This is a genomic window from Bradyrhizobium iriomotense (assembly GCF_030160715.1).
Lineage (GTDB): Bacteria > Pseudomonadota > Alphaproteobacteria > Rhizobiales > Xanthobacteraceae > Bradyrhizobium > Bradyrhizobium iriomotense.
Genome location: NZ_BSOW01000063.1, coordinates 1 through 26,004, shown reverse-complemented (window position 1 = coordinate 26,004; position 26,004 = coordinate 1). Strand labels below are relative to the sequence as shown.

Annotated in this window: 17 protein-coding genes and 2 pseudogenes; 5 read left to right on the top strand and 14 right to left on the bottom strand. The window is 64.2% G+C overall.

The features are described from left to right. Positions 1-84: 84 nt before the first annotated feature. The 10 genes and pseudogenes from QQL28_RS43970 to QQL28_RS43925 form a co-directional block, all read right to left on the bottom strand. The gene (locus QQL28_RS43970) at positions 85-576 is read right to left on the bottom strand and encodes an outer membrane protein (protein ID WP_284275956.1); all 492 of its coding nucleotides are present in this window, start codon (positions 574-576) and stop codon (positions 85-87) included. Positions 577-815: 239 nt separating this feature from the next. After that, positions 816-1,730 carry a helix-turn-helix domain-containing protein gene (locus QQL28_RS43965; RefSeq protein WP_284275955.1) on the bottom strand — a complete coding sequence of 305 codons (915 nt, stop codon included), beginning with the start codon at positions 1,728-1,730 and terminating at the stop codon, positions 816-818. Positions 1,731-2,084: 354 nt separating this feature from the next. Next, positions 2,085-3,923 carry an outer membrane protein gene (locus tag QQL28_RS43960; RefSeq protein ID WP_284275954.1) on the bottom strand — a complete coding sequence of 613 codons (1,839 nt, stop codon included), beginning with the start codon at positions 3,921-3,923 and terminating at the stop codon, positions 2,085-2,087. A 58-nt stretch (positions 3,924-3,981) separates the two neighbouring features. Then, positions 3,982-6,732 carry an autotransporter outer membrane beta-barrel domain-containing protein gene (locus QQL28_RS43955; protein ID WP_284275952.1) on the bottom strand — a complete coding sequence of 917 codons (2,751 nt, stop codon included), beginning with the start codon at positions 6,730-6,732 and terminating at the stop codon, positions 3,982-3,984. Between the two features lie 462 nt (positions 6,733-7,194). Beyond that, positions 7,195-8,223 carry a helix-turn-helix domain-containing protein gene (locus QQL28_RS43950; RefSeq protein ID WP_284275950.1) on the bottom strand — a complete coding sequence of 343 codons (1,029 nt, stop codon included), beginning with the start codon at positions 8,221-8,223 and terminating at the stop codon, positions 7,195-7,197. A 111-nt stretch (positions 8,224-8,334) separates the two neighbouring features. Further along, positions 8,335-9,363: a helix-turn-helix domain-containing protein gene (locus QQL28_RS43945; protein ID WP_284275948.1), complete on the bottom strand. Its 1,029-nt coding sequence runs from the start codon at positions 9,361-9,363 to the stop codon at positions 8,335-8,337. A gap of 332 nt (positions 9,364-9,695) precedes the next feature. After that, positions 9,696-11,018: pseudogene (locus QQL28_RS43940) on the bottom strand (ABC transporter substrate-binding protein). An 11-nt stretch (positions 11,019-11,029) separates the two neighbouring features. Then, positions 11,030-11,899: a carbohydrate ABC transporter permease gene (locus QQL28_RS43935; RefSeq protein WP_284275946.1), complete on the bottom strand. Its 870-nt coding sequence runs from the start codon at positions 11,897-11,899 to the stop codon at positions 11,030-11,032. Further along, positions 11,896-12,846 carry a carbohydrate ABC transporter permease gene (locus QQL28_RS43930; protein ID WP_284275944.1) on the bottom strand — a complete coding sequence of 317 codons (951 nt, stop codon included), beginning with the start codon at positions 12,844-12,846 and terminating at the stop codon, positions 11,896-11,898. Before QQL28_RS43930 ends, QQL28_RS43935 begins: the two co-directional genes overlap by 4 nt. A 1-nt stretch (position 12,847) precedes the next feature. Then, a complete protein-coding gene (locus tag QQL28_RS43925; RefSeq protein ID WP_284275942.1) occupies positions 12,848-13,699 on the bottom strand; it encodes a phosphodiesterase in 852 nt (283 codons plus the stop codon). Between the two features lie 248 nt (positions 13,700-13,947). Here QQL28_RS43925 and QQL28_RS46410 point away from each other — a divergent pair. Then, positions 13,948-14,067: pseudogene (locus QQL28_RS46410) on the top strand (REP-associated tyrosine transposase); the annotation flags it as partial. Positions 14,068-14,121: 54 nt separating this feature from the next. Here QQL28_RS46410 and QQL28_RS43920 read toward each other — a convergent pair. Then, positions 14,122-15,600 carry a protein adenylyltransferase SelO gene (locus QQL28_RS43920; protein WP_284275941.1) on the bottom strand — a complete coding sequence of 493 codons (1,479 nt, stop codon included), beginning with the start codon at positions 15,598-15,600 and terminating at the stop codon, positions 14,122-14,124. Positions 15,601-15,794: 194 nt separating this feature from the next. On the opposite strand from QQL28_RS43920, the gene aspS reads away from it, so the two are divergent. Next, positions 15,795-17,567 carry an aspartate--tRNA ligase gene (aspS, locus tag QQL28_RS43915; RefSeq protein WP_284275939.1) on the top strand — a complete coding sequence of 591 codons (1,773 nt, stop codon included), beginning with the start codon at positions 15,795-15,797 and terminating at the stop codon, positions 17,565-17,567. A gap of 154 nt (positions 17,568-17,721) precedes the next feature. Here the strand turns inward: aspS and QQL28_RS43910 are convergent, their stop codons facing one another. Next, positions 17,722-19,680: a hypothetical protein gene (locus QQL28_RS43910; protein ID WP_284275937.1), complete on the bottom strand. Its 1,959-nt coding sequence runs from the start codon at positions 19,678-19,680 to the stop codon at positions 17,722-17,724. 251 nt (positions 19,681-19,931) lie between these two features. Here QQL28_RS43910 and QQL28_RS43905 point away from each other — a divergent pair, with 251 nt between their 5' ends. From QQL28_RS43905 to QQL28_RS43895, 3 genes are all read left to right on the top strand, one after another. Then, a complete protein-coding gene (locus QQL28_RS43905; RefSeq protein WP_284275935.1) occupies positions 19,932-22,244 on the top strand; it encodes an NADP-dependent malic enzyme in 2,313 nt (770 codons plus the stop codon). A gap of 188 nt (positions 22,245-22,432) precedes the next feature. Next, the gene (locus QQL28_RS43900; protein WP_284275933.1) at positions 22,433-22,885 is read left to right on the top strand and encodes a DoxX family protein; all 453 of its coding nucleotides are present in this window, start codon (positions 22,433-22,435) and stop codon (positions 22,883-22,885) included. 261 nt (positions 22,886-23,146) lie between these two features. Beyond that, the gene (locus QQL28_RS43895) at positions 23,147-24,568 is read left to right on the top strand and encodes an outer membrane protein (protein ID WP_284275930.1); all 1,422 of its coding nucleotides are present in this window, start codon (positions 23,147-23,149) and stop codon (positions 24,566-24,568) included. A gap of 23 nt (positions 24,569-24,591) precedes the next feature. Here the strand turns inward: QQL28_RS43895 and QQL28_RS43890 are convergent, their stop codons facing one another. Beyond that, positions 24,592-25,143: a dihydrofolate reductase family protein gene (locus QQL28_RS43890; protein ID WP_284275929.1), complete on the bottom strand. Its 552-nt coding sequence runs from the start codon at positions 25,141-25,143 to the stop codon at positions 24,592-24,594. A gap of 9 nt (positions 25,144-25,152) precedes the next feature. Beyond that, the coding region (locus QQL28_RS43885) for a polysaccharide deacetylase family protein (RefSeq protein WP_284275927.1) at positions 25,153-26,004 on the bottom strand (852 nt) is incomplete at its 5' end.

Here is a 26,004-nt window from a genome sequence, read left to right as displayed (position 1 = left end):
CGCAATCGGCCACGCACTCGATGCCTTCACATCCGAGGAATGCGCCAACTACCTCAAAAATTCAGGTTATCGAACTTAATGCCATCACGCTTTAGTATCGACCCGGCCGAAGGCGAAGCCGCCTGTAAGGTAGAATAGCGCGCTACCAGCGGCATAACCGATGCGGCCACGCACCGTGCCAAAGTCGCGCAGCTTCTGCTCGACCGTGACGGCGACTTCGGTATCGCAGACGAACACGCAGGCGGAATCCCGTTGCCCGCTCCACTGCCAATCGCCTTCGATGCCGACAACGAGATTGCCGAACTGCTTGTTGTAGCCCCCCTGGAGTCCGCCAAGCCAGCCGACCGGGCCCTGGGTCACGGATTCAGGCGGCGGTACTGGCGCTCCGAAGAAGCCGGGGAAACCTACCGTGCTCGGATCTCGGCCGACGCCATACCCGACATTGGCTCCGACGTAGAAACCGGTCCAATCGTAAGCGGAGACTGCAATCGGCGTCTTGACCGCGAGGTCGGCGGCGGCCGCCGGGACACTAAAGAGTGCGACCGCTGCTGCGGCGCCAAACCATCCATGCCTCATATCGAGTCGATTCCCCAAACCGTTTACCTGCTGCAAATTGATACCGGGGGGCCTCTGCAAGTGCTTGGACTGGCCGGAACTGTTGTTCCACGGCAAGCAAGTGGACGTCGTATGTGTGGCAACTGTTGCAACAGGGCGACACGAAAATGCCCAGCGGAGAGTGTGTTTTGACGCCTTCTACGTGAGCCGGGCTTCCGGTTCAGCGCAGAAGCTGCGCTCCAACAAACCGAAGCCGTGGACTATTCGCCGCGCCTTCTTTTCGCATCTTCGCGCACGTCCGACGGTGTCGCGGCGTAGCGGCGGCGGAAGCAGCGATTGAAGTAGGATAGGTCGCCGAAACCCGCCTCGAACGCGATCTCGCCCACAGCACGATCAAAATGGCGTCGATCTCTCAGCAATTGGTGCGCTAGCGCCAGCCGCTGCGCTAGCACGAATTCGGAAAAACTCGAACCATCGGCTTCAAGCAGGCTGCGTACGTAGCGGGGCGAAATCCCTTGGCGCGCCGCGACAAGCTCGGCCGAAAGATCGCGTTGCGCAAGATTGCGGGCGATGTCTGCTTTGATCGCGTGCAGCCTTGCAGCACGAACGCCGCGCTCCCGAGCACGAGCGACGGCGTCTGGCGTCCCTCCCGCAGCGACGATGACAAGATCGGTCAAGTGCGTAGCGACGCTCTGCGCCAACTGTTCGGTCGACAAGGTCGAGGCGTCCTGCAGAACGGCCAAATAGCCGGACAATAGTTGCAACGCGTCGGTGGGCTCCATCAAGGGTCGGGCAAGTGCGGCGTCGAGATCGGCAAGATGGGGTCTTATCCGCTCGCGCGACATTGCAAGCGTTAGGAATCGGCCGCCATTCCGGATCGTGCAAACGCTCGGGTCAGTGCCGGAGACCAGAACCGTGCTACCAGCACCAATAGTGACCTCGCGTCCGAATTGCGAAACTGTGCCAACCCCTCCTGTCACGATGGAGAACAGGAAATTGTCGGGCGCTCCGGCGGCGATTTTGCGAGTCATCCGGTAACTCGCATCGGATCGAGAACCACAAGCGACGCCAAGACCCGGCAGTCCGCGAAGCGTCACCTCCGCATGAAACGGCGCGTCATTGAGCGGTTCGATTTCAAAACGGGCGACGGTATGGCCGTAGACCTCGCGCCACATTGCCAGCCGCTTTTCGACCGGGAATGCGTCCGTGGTCACATGAACGGGAGCGAATGGTGAGGCCGAATCCCGAGAAGTCAGGTGTGGATCGGAGGAGCTCGTTCGATGGGGAGGACTGTCGGGCATCGATATGTTGTGCCGATCAGGCTAAACGCGGTTCAAAACTACCGGCGATTTCCGCCTCTCTAACCCCGTTCCTTTCGTCTGGTCTAGACGCGATCCGGTGGCAGGTCCCCCTTTGACGGGAGGTTAGCGGGGGCGCCCGCGCGATGGGAAGGGAGCGCACAGAGCTGACTCCCCCAACGAAAGCCCCGGACGATGCCGGGGCTTTGCTGTCCGAGGTCGGACATCGAATTAGTACTTCGCGACGACTGCGCCATCCGAGTTGAAGCGGTAGACAAGCGAGGTGCTGATGGTCTGCACCCAGGGTTTGAAGGTCACCGCGGTGCCGGTTGATGTGCCTGCACCCGTTCCGCACCCGAAGATCGACGCAGCCCCCTCGGCCGTGCACGTTTGAGGCAGAGTGATACGATCATAATAGGCCGCGCGATACTCGGTCTTCATGAACCAGCCAGGCGTCGCAAGGCCGAAGAGGCTCAGGCTGTTCTCGACGCCGCCACCGACGAACCAGCCGTCGCGACGGAATGAAGGATTTGTCGAGTACGATGTGTTTCCGACAACAACGGCGAGGATCGATAGATTAGCTCCAGACCACTCGGAGCCGGAATAGCCCGCATTGACGTAGGACAGAACGTTGGGCGCAACGAGGTAACCCAGCCGTGCGCCGGCAGCGTAGCTGGCGCGAAGCTTCTCGGTGCCTTCGGTGCCCCAGAAGGTATCGACCAGCGAGCCGCGGATGTCGCCGAATTGTCCGTCGCCGAACAGACCTGCGACCCATTTGCCGGCGATTTGCCAGTCATAACCGGCGCCAACGGTGGCGAACCAGCCGCTTCCGCCAAAGCGCGAATTGCCCTCAATCAAGGAGCCGGCCGGACCTGCGCCGAAGAATCCCGGCACCGTGCTGAGGACGGTGCTGTCAGCAGCCCAGAGCCCCCCGCCGCCGCCGCCAAAGGCATAGAAGCCCGTCCAGTTCGGGCCACCAACAGCGGAAGGAGCTTTGCTGTAGATGCGCGGGGCAACATCGACGGCCGCCACGCCTTTGTCGTTGAAGCGGTAGACCAGCGACGTGCTGACTGTCTGCACCCAGGGCTTGAAGGTCATGCCGATGCCGGTCAAGCCAGTCCCGAACGCTGGCGTGAGGGTCTCTGGCAGCGCGACGCGATCATAATATGCCGATCGATATTCGGTCTTCAGGAACCAACCCGGCGCCGCAATGCCGAAGATATTCAGGTTGCTCTCAACGCCGCCACCGACGAACCAGCCGTCGCGACGGAAAGAGGGAGTCGTATCGAACGCCGAGGTTCCGGGCCACAACCCAACCTGCGTGGTCCCCGACCACTGGGAGCCGGTATAGCCTGCGTTGACATACGACAGCACGTTGGGCGCAACGAGATAGCCGAGGCGCGCGCCTGCCGCGTAGCTGGTGCGAAGCTTCTCATTGCCGTTCGTGCCCCAGAACGTGTCATTCAGTGAACCGCTGAGTTCACCAAACTGTCCGTCAGCGAAGACACCGGCCACCCAGTTGCTGAACTGCCAGTCGTAGCCGGCGCCAACGGTGCCGAACCATCCGCTGCCGCCGAGGCGGCGATCGCGGTCTCTCGGCGTGCCGGCAGGACCGGCGATCGGGCCAAAGAATCCGGAGCCGGTGCTGTAGAGTCCGCTGTCGGCGTTCCATAGGCCACCACCGCCACCGCCGAACACGTAGAAGCCAGTCCAGCTCGGCGCGGCGATTGGCGCCGGCGCTTTTACATAGGGCCGGGCGGTGAGGTCGGCCGCCGAGACTGACCCGGTCATTGCCGTGACCGCGCCCAGAGCAAACACAAGCTTTTTCATTTCAAATCCCCAACCCCAATCTGTCTGGCAGGCTCCGCCGGGGTGGCGGCGGATCATGCCGATTCGATTCAGATGCCCCTCGCATGGTCTTGCCGAAGCGCGCACAGGATGAACAGGCCAAACGACCAACCGTCGCCAAATCGGAAAAATCAGGAAGTGAAACAGGAAGGCGCGGGAAAAAGATGCCTGCCTCTCCACCGAGAAAGGAGACGGATCATGCGCAAGCTCCTCGCGGGGCACCACTGAGGCGCCGTGGCGGGCCGGATGGTGGACGCGTGATGGGCTGGCCCCAGAGACTTCACCAGGTGTACCGGGCGAGCGCCTTGCCGACGACGGTGCGCCGGGTGGAGGAAATCTCTGAATCGACGCTGCCACCGAGCGCGAAGCCGTTGCGCCAGGCGACTTCGGCAGCACCCGTGAGCAGGGCGGCATCAGGTGCCTGGCTTGCACCGTTCACGACGAAGCCGGACTGCGGCAGCGTCTGGAAGGTCGCGAATGCGGTGCGCGCGACGTCGAAATTGTGCGCCCATGCGCCGCGCCCGCGGAGCGTCACCACGGCATCGCCGGAGACGTAGGATCGATCCGCCCGCAGGCCGAGTTCGCTGCGCGAGTCCGTGACGTCCTTGCCGCCATAGGCGAGCGCGAACGTATTGGCGCCGGTGATCGCTTGCTCGTTGAAGCCGGGCAGGAACAGCGTGGTCGCTTGTCCCGCGACATAGGGCGTCAGCGCGGCCCAGGACAGTTCGTAGCGATGGCCGGCCTCGATGCGGGCCGACAGCGCGTTGGCGGTGAAGCGGCCCTGGAGCCGGTCGACGCCGCCAATGGTCACCGTACGGTCGGTGGTGACGTCCTGCCAGCCATAGGCCAGCGCACCGGCGAGATAGGTCTGTCCGAAATTGTGGCGGGCGAAGGCGCCGGCCTGGAACAGGTCGGAGCGGCCGCCGCCGAGGCCGCTATCGAGGTTGAAGCTGGTGCCGCCGCCGCCGAGCGCGAAGCCGACCACCGTGTCCGGCCCAATACGATAGTCCGCTCCTGCGGCGACCCCAACGGCATGGCTGTTCGTCGTGTGTGAGCCGACGACGGCGTTGCCGTCCGCATTCTGCGCACCGCCATAGCCGGCCGCCCAAACGTTCCAGCGCGCAGCGGCATCGGTCGCGCCGAGCGGGGCCTTGCGCTCAATGGAGGCAAACGCATCGCGCGCTGTGCCTCGACGTTCCGTGCCGCCTGCATCGGCATACGACAGGACACCGCCGCCGGGTCCGCCCATGCCGAGATGGCCGAACGGATCGAGAAGCGTTGCCACGAAGTTGTCCATCGCATCGAAGCTGACCTGTTGGATCCCCGTGGTGTGCTCGCCGGAGGCCTGCGTGAGCGCGTTGTTGAGACTGGTGCCGCTTGCACCGAGCAGGGCGTTGAATGCGGTCGGAGGGTTCGCGCCGGCCGTCAGGGCATTGTCGATACCGGCTGCGACATTGCGCTGATTGATCGTCGCGCCCGATAGCGATGGCGACAGAAGGCCGGGATCGAGCGTGAGCAGCACGCTCGTGCCGTTGTAGGTGAGGTGCGGATTGCGCGCGAGGCCGGTGCCGCTGAGCAGGACGGTGTCGAACGTGCCGCTCACCCCGCCTGCGCCGGTCATGATGGTGTAGGTCGTCGTGGACGAGACGCGGCTCAACACCTGCACCGAGAGGTTGCCTGCGATTTGCGCGGTGCCTGTCACGGCCGTGCTGGTCGCGCTCGTCCCTGAAATCTGCACGAGATAGGTCGTGGCGCTGTTCATGACGAGGCTGCCCTGGACGTTCAGGGTGCCCGAGCCGTTGAAGCCGGGCGCAAGAATGCCGTCATACATGTGGATGGTGCCGCCGACCGTGCCGTCGCCCGCCAGCGTGCCTCCGGTTTGCACCACGAAGGCCGTGGCGTTGGCGAGCGAACCGGTCACCGCCAGCGTGCCGCCGTTGATGAAGGCCACGCCGGTGAAGCCGCTGCTGTCCGCGGTCAACCGCGTGACGCCGGCGTCCACGTCAATGTGGCCATTGCCCCCCAGTTGAGGGTCAAAGGCGTAGTTTGACGAGGTGTGGTTGAATTCAATCGCTCCGCTGGCGATCGCCCCAAACTGGATCAGCGATGCATTAAGGGTACCCGGCGCGACCGCCGTGTGTCCTGCGTACGCACCGATCACGATTTCGCCCGCACTGTTAAACCCGACAGTGACGAGACCGGAGGCGACCGTCACCGAACCGCCGTTTGCGATTGTCAGCAGGCCGCCGTTGCCGGTGAAGCCAACGGCGAGGGCATTGGTGGACCAGGACGAGCCGGCGCCATCGACCGTGACCGAGCCGAATCCTCCGGATTGCCAGCCCAGGAAGGCGAAACCACTCGTGACGGTAGCGCCATTCGTGATGGAGAGGCTGCCCTGGGCTTGTTCGCCGATGATGAAGAATCCCGGCACGTTCCAGCTCGAACCGGCGCCGTCGACACTGGCAGTCCCGGTCCCGATGTTGCCGACGGCGGCGCCACCGCCGCTGGTGACCTGGCCGCCATTGGCGATGGTCAGGCTGCCCGTGCCGTTGTTTCCGACAATCAGTGTGCTCGACGTCGTGAACAAGGAGCCGGTGCCGCTGACCGTCAGGCTGCCGTTTGCGCTGCTCGCGAGATCGCCGACATAGGCATTCGCGGCGCTGACGCTGCCACCCGAGAGAACCTGTAGCGTGCCGCTGCCGAGGCGGCCGATCGAGAGATCGCCGTTATTCGTCCATGCCGAACCGGCGCCCGTGACCGTGACAGTGCCCGTGCTGCCGGCCTGAAAGCCGATCGCGGCGGTGGTGTCGGTCAAGGTGGCGCCATTGCTGATCGTGAGCTGACCGGTGCCTGCGGCACCGACATAGGTCGACAATGCGTGCGCCGCGCCGCCGCTGATCACGGTCGGGTTGGTCGAGGTCTGGTCGATGGTCACGGTGTCGGTGGCGTTTGGCACCGCGGGCGCATTCCAGTTGCCGGCGGTGAACCAGTCGGACGAGGCCGCACCGGTCCAGATCGGATTTGCAGCCATTGCGGGTTGAATGGAGAGGACAGCGGGCAGCGCCGTCGATGCCAGCAGCAGTCGGAGCAAACGTGCGCGCGAGTCCCTCATTCGCAGCGGATCGTGCGAACCGGCAATCGAGGGGGAGAAAGCATGGGCCGGTCGTCGCGCGCGTCTCGAGATCATCTGCAATTCCGTTACTCAATTCCGGCAGGCACGGTCCGCCCACTTCATGTCTGTCTGACGGAAGGCGCGCGGAAATGACAGATCGAGAAACGCGTTGTTGCGAAATCGGAAATGGCGGGAAGTGAAAGAGGAAATTGCAGGAAGAGGAGCGGGTGCCTATTGCCCTAAGGGATGGCGAACAATCGTGCCGGCAGGATCTGGGCTGAAGCAGCGATTCCGCGCGTGACGCTGCAAACATGTTCTCCTCGATTCATGTCGCGCAGGGCCTCAAGTATCGCGGTGCAGTCGCAAGGCACAGCGACTCGCTCACTTCAGGCCCTTGATCCAGTGCGTCCACTCCGCGAGCCCGCTGTCCGACGCCGACGGCGGGGCTTGGCCCTCTTGCGCGAGTGCACGCACCTCGCGTGGTGTGAGACCAAACTGCCGCTGAAAGGCGAGCGCAAAGCTGCGATAGTGGTTGAAGCCATGCGCTTCGGCGATCGTTTCGATCGACTGTCGCTTGTGCGCCGGATCGGCCAGGATCGCGCGGATCATGGACAGGCGTTTTCGTCGGACATAAGCAGCAACGCCACCGTAGGATTCGAAGAGGTAGCCGAGATTGCGCCGGGTCATTCCAAACCGGCCGGCGATGGCTTCCGGATTCAGGTTCGGATCGAGGATGTGGGTGTTGATGTACGAGCAGATCCGCTCGGTTATGGCCATCCGTACGCTGTCAGCCTGTTCTTCGCGAACGGTGCCGTTCAATGCCGCGGCGACCAATTGTACGGTGGCAGGCATGATCGCCTGGGCCTGACCCAGCGACATTTCGGGCAGATGCGCGCGAAGTCCTACGAGATGATCACCAAGCAGGCTGGTCAGCGGGTTGCCTCCTGGCAATTGGCGTTGAGTATACTCGTCTGGCGCCTTGAGATGAGGCGCGAGCAGATTGCGGGGCAAGAACAGGGCGAACACCTCATTGTCGCCCCCACGGCTGACTGATGGCTGCGCCATGTCATAAATCATGATGTCGCCGGCGCGGGCCGTCGCCCCGCTATCTCGCGAGCCGCTCCAACCTTTGCGAACGATCTGCAGCATGTACACGTCCGTCCCATCGCGTCCGATACACGCACGAGAGCGGCTGTAATCCTGGGCGGGCACCTGAAAATTGGCGAGCAGAACATTACCAAGATGCCAAGCATCCACACGTACGTCGAAGGCTTGCGCATAGTCCTTGTGCGCGCGCAGGTCGTAGTACAGGCCTCCATGCTCCTGCCAGAGTGCGAAACCCTGCTTTCCCGGGAGACCTCGCGTGTCGAGGACCGAATGGGGGATGCCGCTGTCTGTGTGCTCTGTCATGTCTGAATAAATTCGAACTGCTCCGAGCAGTTAGCATCCTTCCGGTCGAAGTGGAATCTCACGCAGCAGCACGACTTGGGTCAAGCGCAGTCGGGAGATGCGGCTGCGACGTCACTTCATGCCCCTCATCCAGTGCACCCACTCCGCGAGCTTACCGTCCGACGCGGCCGTCAAATTCGTGGCCTCGAGCGAGCGTGCGCGCACCTCGCGTGGCGTGAGCCCGAACTGTCGCTGAAAGGCGAGTGCAAAGCTACGGTAGTGATTGAAGCCATGCGCTTCGGCGATCGCTTCGATCGACTGGCCCTTGTGCACCGGATTGCTCAGCGCCGCGCGGATCAGGGACAGTCGCTTTCGCCTGATGTAGGCGGCGACACCGCCGTAGGATTCGAAGAGATAGCCGAGATTGCGCCTTGTCATACCAAACCGGCCGGCAATGCTTTCCGGGTCGAGGTCGGGATCGAGGATGTGCGTGTGGATGTGCGAGCAGATCCGCTCGATCATGGCCATCCGGACGCTGCCGGCGTGGTCTTCGCGAACCGTGCCGTTGAGCGCGGCGGCGACCAGTTGCACGGTAGCGGGTATCACCGTCTGGGCCTGGTTCATCGACATGTCGGGCAACCGCGCGAGCAGCCCAGTGACGTGATCCCGGACGAGGGTGGCGAGCGGGTCGCTCGCTGGCAACAGGTGCAGGCTGTGCTCGTCCGGCGCCTTCAGATGAGGCGCGAGCAAATTGCGTGGCATGAACAGGGTGAGGGCCTCGTTGTCGCCCCCGCGTCTGTCCGTCGGCTGCGCCATGTCATACAGCATGATATCGCCACGGCGGGCCGTTGCACCGCTATCCCGCGGGCCGTTCCAACCTTTGCGCAGGATCTGGAGCATATAAATGTCCATCCCGTCGCGTCCGATGCACGCGCGCGACCGGCGCCAATCCTGGGCCGGGACCAGGAAATCGGCGATCAGCACGTTGCCGACGTGCCAGGCATCCGCGCGTAGGTCGAAGGTCTGCGGCCATTCCTTTTTTGCGCGCAGGTCATAGTGCAGGCCTGCATGCTCCTGCCAGAGCTCGAAACCCTGCTTTCCCGGGAGACCGCGCGTGTCGAGGACCGAATGGGGGATGTCGCCGCCTGAGTGCTCTGCCATGCCTGAACGAATTTCCAACTTGCCGTCGCGAGCAGTTGGTGCCTTTCCGATTGAACCAGGTTCGCGTGCGGCATCCTGCCGCTAGCACGATATGGGCCAAAATGAGCAGGCGATAGCGGGAAAGGAATTTACGGGAAGAGGAAATAGAAATTTTGAGAAGGGAGGCGATTGCGGGCTAACGGCGGACGTCCTGATGTATCCGTAATTCTCCGGAGTCTCGCCGAGCAGCGGCGCCAAGAAGCCCTGTCTTCAAACCTGTCTTCAAACGAAATGACCTCGGCGCCCCGATGTGGGACGCCGAGGTCTAATTTGGATCTCGAAGCTCCCCGCCCTCAGGGCAGCTTCAGCGCCGTCTCGGCATTGTACGGCTTGAGCAGCTCGTCGGCGGCCTTCTGGGCCGCGGCGAGCGCGTCTTTCGGCTGCTTCTTGCCGTTCAGGACCAGCATCACCTCATCCTCGAGCGTCTTGCGGACCGGGACGGTCTTGTAGGTCGCGAACCACGGCTTTGCGACCTCGAGCTGGTCGACCGCGGTCTTGGCGTCCGGGTTCTTGCCGAGGAAGTCGAGCATCTCGGGCGTCTTGTAGGCGGCCATGTTCGGGGCGAAATAGCCGGTGGCGCGGCTCCACCAGCCGCTCTTCTCCGGCGAGGTCATCCACTTGATCAGAGTCCAGGCGGCCTTCTGCTTGTCGGCTTCGAGGCCGGCCGGAATGATCAACGAGGCGCCGCCGATCGGCACGGCGTTGCGGACGTTGCGCGGGATGAAGGCGACCTTGTAGGGGAATTTGGCGTTGTCGCGCACGTAGGTGAGCGAGCCCGTGGAGAGCATCATCATCGAGGCGTTGCCGGAGATGAAGGCGGTCGACACGGCCGGGCCTGGCGTTGCGCCCGGCGGATGCACCTTGTGCTTGGCGATGAGGTCGTTCCACCAGGAGAGCGCGCCGAGCATCGAGGGCGTATCGTAATAGACCTAGCCGCCGAACTCCTCATTGTAGTAGCGCCCGCCATTGGACATGGTGAGCGTCTCCATCATCCAGCCGCAATAGTCATAGGCGCAGGGTATCTCGATGCCCCAGCGCGTGACCTTGTCGCCGTCGCGCTTGGTGAGCTTCTTGGCCCAGTCGGTGACCTCGGCCCAGGTCTGCGGCGGCTTGTCCGGATCAAGGCCCGCTTCCTTGGCGTGCTCAGCGTTGATGTAGAGCAGCGGCGTCGAATTGTGGAACGGCACGCCATAGACCGAGCGGTTGATCACGGCATTGCCGTGCAGCGCGGGGAAGAACTGGCCGAGGAACTGCGCCTTGGTGGTGCCATCGGCGGCGATCAAGGAGTCGAGGTTCGCGAGCTCGTTCTCGATCTGCATGTCGAGCAGGAAGTTCGCCGACATGATCACCGCGGAGGGCGGCTTGCCGGCCTTGATCGCGGCGCGCGTCTTGATCAGCGTTTCGTCATAGGAGCCGGTATAGACCGCCGTCGTCTTGATGTCGGGATGGGTCTCGTTGAACTCCTTGATCATGGTGCCCATGTCGCGGGCGAGCTTGCCGTCCACGGGAACGGGGAAGAACAGGTCGATCTCGGTCGGGCCTTCCGCGGCGAGGGCGGGAAAGGCGAGGGCGCCTGCCATGGCAATGCCAAGTGCAAGCCGGCGGGAAAACAGCATCGAAAATTCTCCTATTTGATGCCTGAGGTGACGAAAGAGCTGATGAAGCGCTTCTGGAAGATCAGGAAGGTGACGAGCAGCGGTGCGATCACGATCAGGGTGCCGGCTGCGATCGTGCCCCAGGCCTGCGTGCCCTCCGCGGTCTGGGTGAAGACCGAGAGCCCGATGGTGAGTGGCCGCTTGTCCGGCGAGTTGATCACCATCAGCGGCCAGAGGAAGTCGTTCCAATGGCTGGTGACGGAGACGATCGCGAAGGCGGAAAAGCTCGGTAGCGACAGCGGCACGTAGATGTGGCGGATGCGGGCGAGCACGCCGGCGCCGTCGATCAGCGCTGCATCCTCGAGCTCGGTCGGAATGGCCTCGAAGGCCTGGCGCATCAGGAAGGTGCCGAAGGCCGAGGCGAAGAACGGCATCATCACGCCGGTCAGCGTGTCGTAAAGGCCGAGTTTTACCACGAGCGTCAGGTTCGGCACGATCAGCAGCACCGGCACCAGCATGAGCTGCAACAGGAAGAGATAGAAGATCAGCGTCTTGCCGGCAAAGGACAGCCGCGCAAAGGCAAAGCCCGCCAGCGTCACGGTCGCGAACTGCACAAGGAGAATGCCGGTGCAGATGATCGTGGTGTTGAGGAAGTAGCGCGGGAAATCACCGATGTCCCAGGCATCCCTGATGTTGTCGAGCGTGGGCTTCAGGCTCGGCATCAGCTCCGCCATGGCATTGATGCCGTCCGAGGCCGGCCGCAGCGTCGCCACCACCATCCACAGGAACGGGATGAGCCAGACCAGCGCGAGCAGCACGACAAGCGCAAATCCGAGCTTCGGCGTGATCTCGTTGCGGGTCGCGAGCGGGGCGTCCTTGAAGAGCTGCTTGAATGGATTCATGGCCCGCCCTCGCGGTTGGCAAGGGTGCGGAAGGACAGCGCGGTCAGTCCCATCAGCACGCCGAGCGAGAGCAGGGTTGCCGCCGAGGCCTTGCCGACGTCGTAATGCTCGACCGCCTGCTGGTAGATGTAGAACAGCACGAGATTGGTCGCATTCGACGGCCCGCCTTTGGTCATGACGAAGACGTGGTCGACCTGCGTCACGGCATTGAGGCCGGCGATCACGGTGACGAACAGGAAGGTGGGCTTGAGCTCCGGCAGGATGATGTAGCGCAGGCGCTGCCACGGGCCGGCGCCGTCGAGATATGACGCTTCCATCGCATCTTCCGGCACGGCCTGGAGGCCGGCGAGGAAGAACAGCATGTAGTAGCCCGCGTTCTTCCAGATCGTGATCACCATGATCGCCGCGAGCGCGATGTCGGGATCACCGAGCCAGTTGGGCAGCACCGGAAGCAGGCGGCCGATATAGTGGTCGAGCAGCCCGACATTGGGCAGGAAGATGAACAGGAACAGCGCCGATGCTGCGACCATCGGGATCAGCACCGGCAGAAACAGCGCCGCGCGCAGCGCGCTCGTCACCGCATTGGTGCGCGACAGCGCCAGCGCAAAGAGGAAGGCGAGCGCGATGCTCGGCACCACGGTGCCGACCGCGTAGATCAGATTGTTGACGACCGCGCCGGTGAAGGCGGGGTCGGCAATCACGGCCGCCAGATTATCCAGCCCGACGAAGCGGCTCGGCGCCCTGGGCGTCGCACGCTGATAGAGCGCATCGACGACCACCCGTCCCACCGCGCCGTAGGTGAACGCTGCCAGGAAGATCAGCGACGGCAACAGCAGGAGATAAGCCGGAAGCGAGCCTTTGAAGCCGGCGGCAAACCTTTGGAGGGCGTTGAGGCGCGGCGGCGCGGATGTCGTGACGGCGAGAGGTGCTGGTTCGGCCAGGCTCATCTCACCGCGCCGGAAAATTGAGCGCGTAGTCGCGGTCGTCCATTCCCTCGGGTGGAGAGAAAGGAAAACGCAGGCTGGTGTCGAGGAAGTCGTGACTGTGCACGACGATCGAATCGTCGTCGACCAGCACGACGCCGTAAGCCGGCGGCTCGTGGCTGGCGAGATGCTCGTTCGGCTTCGGGTCGAGCTCGAACCAGACCTGGTGATTGGTGCCGCGCAGGGTGGAGAAGGGGATCTTGCCAAAACTGCCCGAGATCGGCCGATGCACGTGGCCGAAGAACAGATGGCGGATGCGGGCGCGATAGGGCGCGATCACCTCGGCGAATTCGCCGGCCTGCTTCAGCGCGATCTCGTCCATGGCGTGGACGCCGACCGGGAAGGGAGGGTGATGCATGAAGACGAGGAACGGCATGTCGGCAGGTGCTGCCGCAAGGGTATCCGCGAGCCAGCCAAGGCGTTTGCCGCACATCTCGCCGGCGTCGCTGGTCTCGTCCAGCGTGTCGAGGAAGACGAACAGGCCGTGTGGCGTGGTCCGCGTGCCCTGCACGAAGCCGTTGGGATCGCGGGGCGCGGCCTTTAGCCCGTCAAGGCAGGCCACGCGCTTGTCGTGATTGCCGACCATGGCGATGTAGGGAATTTTCAGCGCAGCCATGGCTTCGGCAAAATCCCCGTAAGCCGCAGGATCACCCCAATGGGTGAGATCGCCGGTCACCACCGTGAAGGCGGCATCCGAATGATGCTTGTTGATGTCAGCGACGGCGGCGTCGAGGCGGGCACGAGGGTCGAGGCCATAGAGTTTCAGGCCCGGGCCCGCAAGATGCGTGTCGGTGAGGTGGATGAATTTGAAAGGCATGGCTTGTGTCGGTCTTCCAAGGAGGACGGTCGCCTCCGGCAAGACGGCCCGCCAGCCGGTTAGAGTGCGAGTGTTTCAGTTTGATGACAGGGATTGCCGATGCGGCAAATTGTCGGGCGAAAGGGCGGACGGGGTCAACCGGGTCGTCTCGCGCTGCGGTATTTGATGTCGGTACCGCGTAGGGTTGGATTAGCCGAAGGCGTAATCCACCTCTGTGGTCAAACCTCAAGTTGTGATATTTCGGGCGTATGTCCGACTACCGCCGCGCATTCGCTCCCGGGGGATGCTGGCTCTTCACGGTGAACCTGCTTGATCGACGGCAAGCTCTGCTGACTGACAAGATCGGAGTTTTACGAGAGGCCGTCGCCGCCGATGGTGGATTACGCCTTCGGCTAATCCACCCTACGGTCTGAGCGAGCCACTCACGTCCCGCAGAACGTCCTCAACACGCGCTGATCCGGCAGCGGCGGGTCCTGGTAGGCGGCGTAGGCCGGCTGCTCTTCGTACGGCTTCGCCAAGACCTTCACCAATTCCTCGAACGGCGCGTAGTCGTCGTTATCAACGGCGGCCCGGATCACCGCTTCGACGCGGTGGTTGCGCGGGATGAAGGCGGGGTTGACGGCGTGAATGGCGGCTTGCCGCTCGGCCGCTGATTGCGGCTCGGCGGCGATGCGCTCGCGCCAGCGTTTGGCCCATTCGTCGAACGCTGTCGGATCCATGAACTGTGCGCGGACGTGCTCGCCGGCTGCCTCATCGCCTGCGGCATCGCCGAGCTTGCGGAAGGTGAGGGTGAAGTCGGCGGCGTTCTTCGCCATCGCATCCAGCAGGTCCTGGATCAGGGCCTCGTCGCCATCGCGCTCCGTGAACAGGCCGACCTTTTGGCGCAGACCCGCCTGATAGGCCTTGCTGAAGATGTCCGGGAACGCGCCCAGAATTTCCTGCGCCTGTTCGATCGCCTTCTCCTGCTCTTCGCCGAACAGCGGCAAGAGGCATTCGGCAAGCCGCGTCAGATTCCACAGCGCGATGCGCGGCTGGTTGGCGTAGGCGTAGCGGCCCATCTCGTCGATCGAGGAGAACACTTGCGCGGGATCGTAAGAATCCATGAAGGCGCAGGGGCCGTAGTCGATGGTCTCGCCCGAGATCGAGGTGTTGTCGGTGTTCATCACGCCGTGGATGAAGCCGATGAGCAGCCAGCGGGCGACGAGGTCGGCCTGCCGCGCGACGACGCTGCCGAGCAGCGCGTGATAGGGACGCTCGGCGCCGACCAACTCCGGATAGTGGCGTGCGATGACGTGGTCGGCGAGCCGGCGGATCGCGTCGGTGTCGCGGCGCACGGCAAAATACTGGAAGGTTCCGACGCGGATGTGGCTCGAGGCCACGCGGGTCAGCACGGCACCGGGCAGGGCGGTCTCGCGGATGACGTGCTCGCCGGTGACGACGGCGGCGAGCGAGCGCGTCGTCGGGATGCCCAGGGCATGCATCGCTTCACTGACCACGTACTCGCGCAGTACCGGCCCCAGCGCGGCGCGGCCGTCGCCGCGGCGGGAGAACGGGGTGGGGCCGCTGCCCTTGAGCTGGATGTCGCGGCGGACGCCGTCCTTGTCGATGACCTCGCCGAGCAGGATCGCCCGGCCGTCGCCGAGCTGGGGCACGAACTGCCCGAACTGGTGGCCGGCATAAGCCATGGCGATGGGGTCGGCGCCGGCGGGAACCGTCTTGCCGGCCAGGATCTCCGCCCCCTCTGGGGTCTCCAGCAGGTCTGGATCAAGCCCGAGCTGGACCGCGAGCGGCCGGTTCAGCTTGATCAGCCGGGGCGCGGCGACCGGTGTCGGCGCCACGCGGGCGAAGAAGGTGTCCGGCAGCGCCGAATATGAGTTCTGGAAGGGGAAGTGGACGGTCATGGCCTCGAATGTAGGGCTGGAACGCCCATCGGCAAAGGCTCAGGCCGCGAGGAGCCAAAAATGGGCGGTCCGGGCCCGAAACAGGCCGTTCCCTTGGTTGCCGCACCCGGCATCGTCGGGTAAACCGTCCCGCAACTTCGGACAAGCCCTTAGGCCGTCCGATTCGATCCTCCGACATCAGTTTTGGGACTACCATGCATCGCTACCGGTCACATACATGCGGCGCGCTCCGCGAGAGCCACATTGGCGAGACGGTCCGCCTTTCCGGATGGGTCCATCGCGTCCGCGATCATGGCGGCGTGCTGTTCATCGACCTGCGCGACCATTACGGCCTCACCCAATGCGTGGTGGACCCGGACTCGCCAGCGTTCTCGCTCGCCGAGAAGCTGCGCTCGGAATACGTCGTGCGAATGGACGGCAAGGCCCGTCGTCGCCCCGAAGGGACCGACAATGACGATCTGCCGACCGGCAAGGTCGAAGTTTACATCAGCGAGATCGAGGTGCTGGGCCCGGCCGGCGACCTGCCGCTGCCGGTGTTCGGCGACCAAGAATACCCGGAAGACATCCGGCTGAAATACCGCTTCCTCGACCTGCGCCGCGAGAAGCTGCACCAGAACATCATGACGCGCGTCGCGATCATCGATTCCATGCGCCAGCGCATGAAGGCGCAGGGCTTCTTCGAGTTCAACACGCCGATCCTGACCGCGTCCTCGCCGGAAGGCGCACGCGACTTCCTGGTGCCGTCGCGCATTCATCCCGGCAAGTTCTACGCGCTGCCGCAGGCGCCGCAGCAGTACAAGCAGCTGCTGATGATGTCTGGCTTCGACCGTTACTTCCAGATCGCGCCCTGCTTCCGCGACGAGGACCCGCGCGCCGACCGATTGCCTGGCGAGTTCTACCAGCTCGACGTCGAGATGAGCTTTGTTGAGCAAGACGACGTCTTCGCGGCGATGGAGCCGGTCATCACCGGCGTGTTCGAGGAGTTTGCGAAAGGAAAGCCGGTGACGAAGGGCTGGCGGCGGATTCCGTTCGCGGAGGCCCTGCGGAAGTACGGCAGCGACAAGCCGGACCTGCGCAACCCCATCGAGATGCAGGACGTCTCCGAGCACTTCCGTGGCTCCGGCTTCAAGGTGTTCGCGCGCATGCTCGAAGACCCCAAGAACCAGGTCTGGGCGATCCCGGCCGCGGGCGGCGGCAGCCGCGCCTTCTGCGACCGCATGAATTCGTGGGCGCAGGGCGAGGGCCAGCCCGGCCTCGGCTACATCATGTGGCGCGAGGGCGGTGAGGGCGCAGGTCCCCTGGCGAACAACATCGGGCCGGAACGGACGGCAGCGATCCGCACGCAGATCGGCGTAAAGGAGGGCGATGCCGCCTTCTTCGTCGCCGGTGATCCCGACAAGTTCTGGAAGTTTTCGGGCCTTGCCCGCAACAAGGTCGGCGAGGAGTTGAACCTCACCGACAAGGACCGGTTCGAGCTCGCCTGGATCGTCGACTTCCCCATGTACGAGTACAACGAGGACGACAAGAAGGTCGACTTCTCGCACAACCCGTTCTCGATGCCGCAGGGCGGGCTTGAGGCGCTGAAGGGACAGGATCCGCTGACCATCAAGGCGTTCCAGTACGACATCACCTGCAACGGCTACGAGATCGCCTCGGGCGGCATCCGCAACCACGTGCCGGAAGCGATGGTGAAGGCGTTCGAGATCGCGGGCTATGGCGAGCAGGAAGTGGTCGAGCGCTTCGGCGGCATGTACCGCGCCTTCCAGTACGGCGCGCCGCCGCATGGCGGCATGGCCGCGGGCGTCGACCGCATCGTGATGCTGCTCTGCGGCACCACGAATCTGCGCGAGATTTCGCTGTTCCCGATGAACCAGCAGGCCATGGACCTGCTGATGGGCGCGCCGTCGGAAGCCACGACCAAGCAGCTCCGCGAGCTGCACGTCCGGGTGAACCTGCCGCAGAAGTAAGGGGGCTCGTGCCCCGGACGCAGCGCAACACGTAGTGGTGCGCTGCTGAGCCGGGGCCCATGTCTCGGCGAACAACGGCTTTCTGGGTCCCGGCTCTGCGCAGCAACGCTCGCGCGTTGCAGCGCGTCCGGGACACGAGATCGCTTGGCTCGCCTTACAACCCCGTCGACGCCTCGATATTGAACTGCGCCAGCGTGCCCTCCGGGTCGGCATTGAAGAGCTGCATCAATTGCATCAGCGGCACCTTTGCGCGCGGCGTGATCTTGATGACGAGCGTCTGGCCCGGCGTCTCGATGAAGCTTGCGATCGCGTCCGCCGCGGTGCCCGCCTCCGGATTGGCGGCGGCGACGTCCGCTCGGTACACCCTGACGCTGTCGACGAGCGTCCGGCGCGCCTCGTCGCGGCTGACATTTCGCCCCCGCGCATTCTGAGTCACCGCGGAATCGACGAATCCATTGTCGCGTACTGAGAACTCGAGCGCGACAGCCTCGACTTGGGCGGCCTGACCCATGAACTGAGCGGGGTCGGACGAAAACAGCTCGCGCGGCACATTGCTAAGCGTAATGCGCAATTGTGCTTTTGCGATGCCTCCGATGTCGAGGGTTGCCGGCGTCAGAGCGAAGCTGTTCGAGGACTCGGTCCAGGCCGCGCCGAGATCGAGGTCGATCGCGAGCTTGTCGAATGGAAGCTGCTTCGGGTCGGATGGATCCGTGGGCGTGACAAATTTGGCCACCACATGCGCCTTGCTCGGGATCGAGCCGACCATTTGCCCCCAGTCCAGGCTCAGCGTGTCGATCGTGACCAGCTTCTTGGTGGTCTTGAAGGGCGCGACTACGCCCTTGATCTCCGCGCCTGCGAGCACGCCGAACAGGCCCAGCATCTGATCCGGCGAGGGCGCCCGCCCGGGAGCGGTGAGGCCTGCTGCCCAGCGCATCAGGCTCGCCACGCTGAAAGACTTCAGCGAGAAGCGTTCCATCTTGAACTGCCCCTGTGGCGCGGGCGCGTCGAGGCCTTCGAGCGCGAGCTCGCCTTGCGCGTACCGGATCGCATTGAGCTTTGCGGTCCCTTGCGGCGTGCCGATCGAGAGATTGCGGATCTCGGCCTTGCCGACGCGCATGCCCTCATACATTGCGGCCACCTTCTCCATCATCTCACGCGCCTGCGCCGGGGACTGAGGAGCCGACGGATCCTTCGGCAGCAAGGCCAGGAAATCGGCCGGGCGGAATTTTGACGGCTGAAATCCAAGGTCCTCGATGGTGATCCCATCGATTTGCGCGCGCACGCCTTGGGTCGATGTCAGCACATAGGGCCCGGTCGAGATCTGCCGGTAGGCCCGATGATAGCTGTCGTCATTGGCTTTGTCCGGATCAAGGGCGGCGATTACGGCATTCACGTCGGCATCTTCGATGATCATGTCGGAGAGTTCGCCCGTGAGCTTGTCGGGCTTGGCCGCGTGTGGCGCGCTGAAGCTGAAAACCGCATGATCGATCTTTGCCTTATCGACCTTGCCGCGGTTGATGTTGCGGATCGCAAGCCCCGAATAGGTGACCTCGCCGCTACCCGCCGCGCTCGAGCCGGTGTCCATGGTGACGGTCACTGTCGGCACCGTGACCGAAGCGGCCGCGATGCTCGCATATTGCTCGAGTGCGAAGCGGTAGGCGTCGACCAGCGAGGTCGAGGCCGGCGTGCCCTGCGCGCGGGCCGGGCCGGAATAGTCGGTCACGGTGATCTGCGGGACCCTGTACGCCGCCTTCACCTTCGACGGGCCGGCGGCGCCGTCGAGCGTGAGCTCCAGGCCGGCGACATCGATGGTATCGGCCGAGAACCGTGCCTCGTCGCTCTGGCGAACGCCGACCGCCTTGACGCTGGCGACCTTGACGCCGGCGAGCGGCGGCTGCCCCGGATCGACGGCGATGTCCTCGACCGTCAGGGTCCGCGTCATCAGGTCGAACGCGACCTTGCCATGGCTCGCCTTGCCGCCGCGGCTGCGGATCTGGTCGAACGCGGCCTCGACCTCGGCGGTCGCGCGGTGCTGGACGTAGAGATTGAAGCCGAGCCATCCGCCTCCCGCGAGCACGGCGAGGGCGATCAGGCCGATCAGGATTCGTCTCATGCGGTCAGCTCCAGTTGCCGGGGCGGGGCAGAACAACCTGCCATATTTGCAAAGCCGGCGGTGGTCCAGGGAAAGCTATGGTTTTCAAATATTTGACGGTGGGGTCTGTTGATGGGGCCGGAATCGGATGTTGCCACAAAGCCGCCGGCCGTGCTTGATCCCCGTTTCCATGATCCGGAATTCCGCCTGCAGGGCGGGGGCCGGTCGGGGGAAGAAGCTTTGGGGCCGCAAAACGCGAGGCGAGGCACGGCATGTCGTCCTATTCTGAAGATCTGCATTCAGCGGCGCTGGCCTATCACCGTCTGCCGCGGCCCGGAAAGCTCGAGATCCAGGCGAGCAAGCCGCTCGCCAACCAGCGCGACCTCGCGCTCGCCTATTCGCCGGGCGTTGCGGCCGCCTGCACCGAGATCGCCAACAACCCGGCGGAGGCCGCCACGTTGACGACCCGCGCCAACCTGGTCGCGGTGGTCTCCAACGGCACCGCCGTGCTGGGCCTCGGCAATATCGGTCCGCTCGCGTCCAAGCCCGTGATGGAAGGCAAGGCGGTCCTGTTCAAGAAATTCGCCGGCATCGACGTCTTCGACATCGAGATCGCCGCCGACACCATCGACCGCGTGGTCGAGACGGTGGCGGCGCTGGAGCCGACCTTCGGCGGCATCAATCTCGAGGACATCAAGGGCCCCGAGTGTTTCGAGATCGAGGCGCGGCTGAAGGAGCGCATGAAGATCCCGGTCTTCCATGACGACCAGCACGGCACCGCGATCATCGTCGCCGCAGCCATCGTCAATGGTCTCAAGCTGAACGGCAAGAAGCTTTCGGATGTCAAGATCGTGGCGTCGGGGGCAGGGGCGGCGGCGCTCGCGACGCTGAACCTCCTGGTTTCGATGGGCGCACAGCGCAAGAACATCTGGGTCTGCGACATCGACGGCCTCGTCTATGACGGGCGCAACACGCTGATGGACCGCTGGAAGGCGGTCTATGCCCAGAAAACCGACAAGCGCACGCTCGCCGACGTCATCGGCGGCGCTGACATCTTCATCGGCCTCTCGGCGCCGGGCGTGCTCAAGCCCGAGATGGCGCAGGCGATGGCCGATCATCCGCTGATCATGGCGCTCGCCAATCCCACACCGGAGATCATGCCGGAGGAGGCGCGGAAAGCGCGTCCCGACGCCATGATCTGCACCGGCCGCTCCGACTATCCGAACCAGGTCAACAACGTCCTGTGCTTTCCCTTCATCTTCCGCGGCGCGCTCGACGTCGGGGCCACCGCGATCAATGAGGAGATGAAGCACGCCGCGGTCGATGCCATCGCGCAGCTCGCGCGCGAGGCGCCGTCGGATGCGGTCTCGCAGGGCAGCTTCGACAGCGGCGAGGCGGGTGGCTTCGGCCCCGGCTCGCTGATCCCGAGCCCATTTGATCCTCGGCTTATCCTGCGCATCGCGCCGGCGGTTGCGAAGGCCGCGATGGAGTCGGGCGTTGCGACGCGGCCCATCACCAATTTCGACGAATATGCGGCCCAGCTCATGCGCTTCGCCTTCCGCTCGGGCATCGTCATGAAGCCGATGTTCGCCAAGGCCAAGACCCAGCCGGTGCGCGTGATCTACGCCGAGGGCGAGGACGAGCGCGTGCTGCGCGCCACTCAGGTCGTGCTGGAGGAGAAGCTCGCGCGTCCCATCCTGGTCGGCCGTCCGACGGTGGTCGAGGCGCGTATCAAGCGCTTCGGCCTGTCGATCAAGGCAGGCAAGGATTTTGACCTCGTCAACCCCGAGGACGATCCGCGCTACCGCTCCTATGTGCAGTCCTATGTCGAGGTCGCCGGCCGCCGCGGTGTCACGCCGGAAGGGGCGCGCACGGTGGTGCGCACCAACAACACCGTGATCGCGGCGCTTGCCGTGGGGCGCGGCGAGGCGGATGCGATGCTTTGTGGCGTCGAGGGGCGCTACATGAGCCATCTGCGCCACGTCCGGGAGATCATCGGCTTCTCGAGCGGGATCAGCGACTATGCGGCGCTGGCGCTGATGATCACTCCCAAGGGCGCGTTCTTCATCGCAGACACCCAGGTGCGGCCCAATCCGAGCGCGGAGGAGCTGGCCGAGATCGCGGCGCTCGCGGCCATCCACGTGCAGCGCTTCGCACTGAAGCCGAAGGTGGCTTTCGTGTCGCATTCCGATTTCGGCAGCTATGACACGGACACCTCGCGCAAGATGCGCCGGGCGACCCAGCTCCTGAAGGAGAAGCATCCGGAGATCGAGGCCGATGGCGAGATGCAGGCCGACACCGCGCTATCGGGGGCGGCACGCAAGCTGGTGCTGCCGCACTCGAACCTGGAAGGCGAGGCCAACATCCTGATCATGCCGACGCTCGACGCGGCCAACATCGCCTACCAGACCATCAAGGTGCTGGGCGATGCGCTTCCCGTCGGGCCGATCCTGATCGGCCCGGCGCGCCCGGCGCACATCCTCACGCCGGGTGTCACCGCGCGCGGCATCCTCAACATGACAGCGGTCGCCGTGGTGGAAGCTCAGGAGCGTGCGGCACGGCAGCAGCCGAGCCTGTTTACGTGAGCGATTGCGTCGATTTCTCGCCGCACTGATGATGCTTTCCCTTCTCCCCTTGTGGGAAAAGATGGCATCGTCCGTGCGGCCAGTTTTGCGCTTAGTCATTTTCCCCGTTTGAAAACCGCTCGTGGACTCTTCATAATCGCGTCGTCGTGTGAGCGTCCCGCCCTTAAAGCATTGCCAAGAGGCCGACCATGCCAGCGTTCGTGACTTTCGGGCGAATCCTGTTCGCCGTGTTGTTCATCTATACGGGCGCGACGAAGCTGTTCGCGATACAGACCACCGCCGATTTCATCGCCAGCAAGGTCACCGTGCCCGAGATGATCGCGCCCTATGCCCAGCAGGTCGAGCAGGCCACCAGCATGACGACGCCGCAACTGCTCGCGATCGCGGTCGGCGGGCTCGAGATCATCGCAGGGGTGATGATCGCGCTCAATTTCGGTGCGCGCTTCTTCGCGATGCTGCTGATCATCTACGTCGCGGTCGCGACCTTCCTGTTCTACGACTTCTGGAACCAGGCGCCGCCCGACAACGCCAAGACGCTGGTCGACGCGCTGAAGAACCTCTCGATCATCGGCGCGCTGTTCATGATCATGGGCTACGGCCGCGCCACGCGCCCGGTCGAGGCTGCCTACGGCGACGTGTAGGTGAGTTAGCGCCGGGCCGATATGAGTCGCAGGCTCGCGGAGTGAGCTGACCATTCTCGCGGTCTGTGATGATCGCGTGTGATGATCTCGTGAACTGTCATTCACACATTATGGCTTTGAGATCACAGAGGTTCCGCAAAATCGTGGTCGCTGTGGGCCCAGCCCGTTTCTCTCCTTGGCGTAGTGCATCGGGGCCGAATAGTACCGCTCGTCCGGTTGAACAGGTGCAGCCGGCGCAGTTTGAGGCGATGGGGGCGGGGCTTGACGAATTCGATGCGACGGGTGGCTGCGCGTGCGGCCGCGGTTCTGGGTATTGCGCAGGCTGCGGCGTTTGCCGCAACGCCAGTCGCCGCAGCCGATCTGCCCGTCAAGGCGCGGCCGCTGCCGGCGCCGGTCGCGAGCTGGACCCAGTTCTATGTCGGCGCCGGGCTCGGCTTCGACTTCGCGTCGGGCCAGTCGAACCTGGCGCCGATCGGCGGCGGTCCGGCGTTGTTCAGTCTCGATGGCTTGCAGGGCGCCGACCTCGGGCTGTCAGGTTTCACCGGATTTGACCTCCAGGTTGCGCCGCGGTTCGTGATCGGCGGATTTGTCGATTACGATTGGTCGCGCCAGAGAACGGCAGTCAACACAACCCTCTTTGGGGCGGCAAACCTGTCTGCCGTGATGCCGTCGCTGGACCAGGGTTGGACGATCGGCGGCCGTGCGGGGTTTCTGGCGACGCCCGATATCCTGCTCTACGGCCTCGCCGGCTACAGCCAGATGCGTATCAACAATTGGAACGTCACGGCCACGTTCGGCGGCCCTGTATTCACGATGCAGGAATCGGCCCAAACCTCACACGGCTACACGGTCGGCGCCGGTGCGGAATATCGTCTCTCCAGCAATGTGTCGCTGCGCGGCGAATATCGGTATGTCGCGCTTGGTCACAACACGACGGTCGACCCGCTCGGCGCGATCTGGACCACGGACCTTTCCGAGCATGTGATCCGGATCGGCGCCGCCTATCGTTTCGGGCAGTTCGCTGGCCCCGCGACCACGGCATCGGCCGCGCCAGCGCTCGATCCGGCATGGACGGGTGTTTATGTCGGCGCGGGCATCGGAGGCGATGCTCTTACGCCCCACGTCGCGGCCTCACTTCCCGGCGCGGTGGATTTCAACGCGGCTGGCCTTGGTGGCGCCGACGTCGGCGGCACCTTCACCATCGGCTATGATCGCCAGATTGCACCGAAATGGGTCGTCGGCGCGTTTGGCCTGATCGATGCGGCGACGAATGGCGGGGCCAAGATCACGGCAACGGGTGCCGGCGCCGGAACAACGGTCACGTCGGATCTCGCATCGGTGAAGTGGGCCTGGACCGTTGGCGGCCGCGTTGGCTATCTCGTTTCACCGGAGACGCTCGTCTATGTGCTCGGCGGCTATACCGGCTCGACCGCGCGCTCCATCACGTACAGCTTCTTTGGATTACAGAGCACCAGTCCGGAGCGCGAATATCATGGCGCTACCTTTGGCGGCGGCTTCGAGCGCTTCTTCAGCGATAGGATCTCGGCTCGCGCCGAATATCGCATGACTCATGTCGAGACGCGCGACGATCTGACGGATGGCGTCATCTTCACGAACGTGAGCGCGGGCGGCACGATCCACACCCTGCGCGGCTCGCTGGTCTATCATTTGCCGACGCCGTGAGCCGCCGATCAGCGGGGGCCAGGCTAGCCCCGTCGCCACGGCGTGACGGTGACCTCATGCGCAGCATCAAGTATGAGCGGGTCGCCCGGCTCCATCCTATGCGCGGCGAGAATCTCATGCGGTGTCCGCTCCGGCACGCGGACGAAGCAGCCTTCGCCGCCGGGCAAGCGCACCTGCGGGGCTTCCGAGAGCCAGAAGGTGTCGTAGCGATCCATGAACATGTCGAACACGACGGGGCCGCCGATGATCGCGACCGTGCCGGAGGACACGTCGGCGAAAGAGCTCGCCTCCTCGAAGCTCGCGCCAAGCGGATTCCACAGTGTCGCGTTCGGCATCTCGGGGTCGACCGCGAGCGCGCTGATCTTGCGGGTCAGGATCAGCCGCTTGCGCTTGGGCGAATTCGGCTGTCCCTCATGCGAGTGCCGGCCGTGCACGATCAGCGCGGCGCGGTCGAGCGCCTGCTCGAAGAATCTCTTGTCGCCCTCGAACTTCAGGCTGTCGGGCATGACGTGCCGTGCGTCGGCAAGCATGCCGTCGGCGGAGACGATGACGTAGCCTTCGAAACGGAAAGACAAGTGTGACGGCTATTCGGAAACGGTCGTCACCACGCTGTTGACCGGGCGCTGGCTCACCGTCGGCAGCTTGACGTCCTTGAGCAGCTCCTGGTCGTATTCGGGTAGTGTCGACACCGGGCTCTTCGCGCGCATCGCCACGACCTTGTAGCCACCGGCCTTGAGCTGTTGGAGCAATGCGGGCAGCGCTTCGGCGGTGTGCTTCTGGAAGTCGTGCATGAGGATGATGCCCTTGCCGAGCTTGGTGAGCCTCTTCATCACGGTGTCGATCACCTTCTCCGGCTTGGAGGCCTTGAAGTCGAAGGAGTCGAGGTCGCAGGAGAAGATCGCGATGTTGCGGTTGCCGAGATAGGTGACCATCTCAGGCGGGTGCTGGAGCGCCGGGAAGCGGAAGAACGGCGAGGGCGAGATGCCGCCGAGCGCCCATTTCACCGCGGAGAATCCCTTCTCGATCTCGTCCTTCTTCTGCTGGTCGGTGAGCTTCTTGTTGTTGAGATTGGCGTGCGACCAGGTGTGCGAGCCGATGGTGTGGCCGGCAGCGTAGACCTTCTTCAAAATCTCGGGCTCGTAGGTCGAGTGCTTGCCGATCGGGAAGAAGATGCCGGTGGTGCATTCATCGGCCAGCGCCTTCAGCACCGCGGGCGTGTTGTTCGGCCACGGGCCGTCGTCGAAGGTCAGCACCACCTCGTGGTCGCGCAGGAAGTCGAGCTCCTTGAAGTGCTCGAAGCCGAAGCCCGGGCCACCGGTGGTGTCGATCTCGACGGTGCGCGCGACGCCGAGCGCATTGGGATTGCTGCAGGCGGCGCGTGCCGGCTGCGCGCCCTGTGCCGCCGCTGGCGGGCTGGCGGCCGCAGCGGGTGCGGG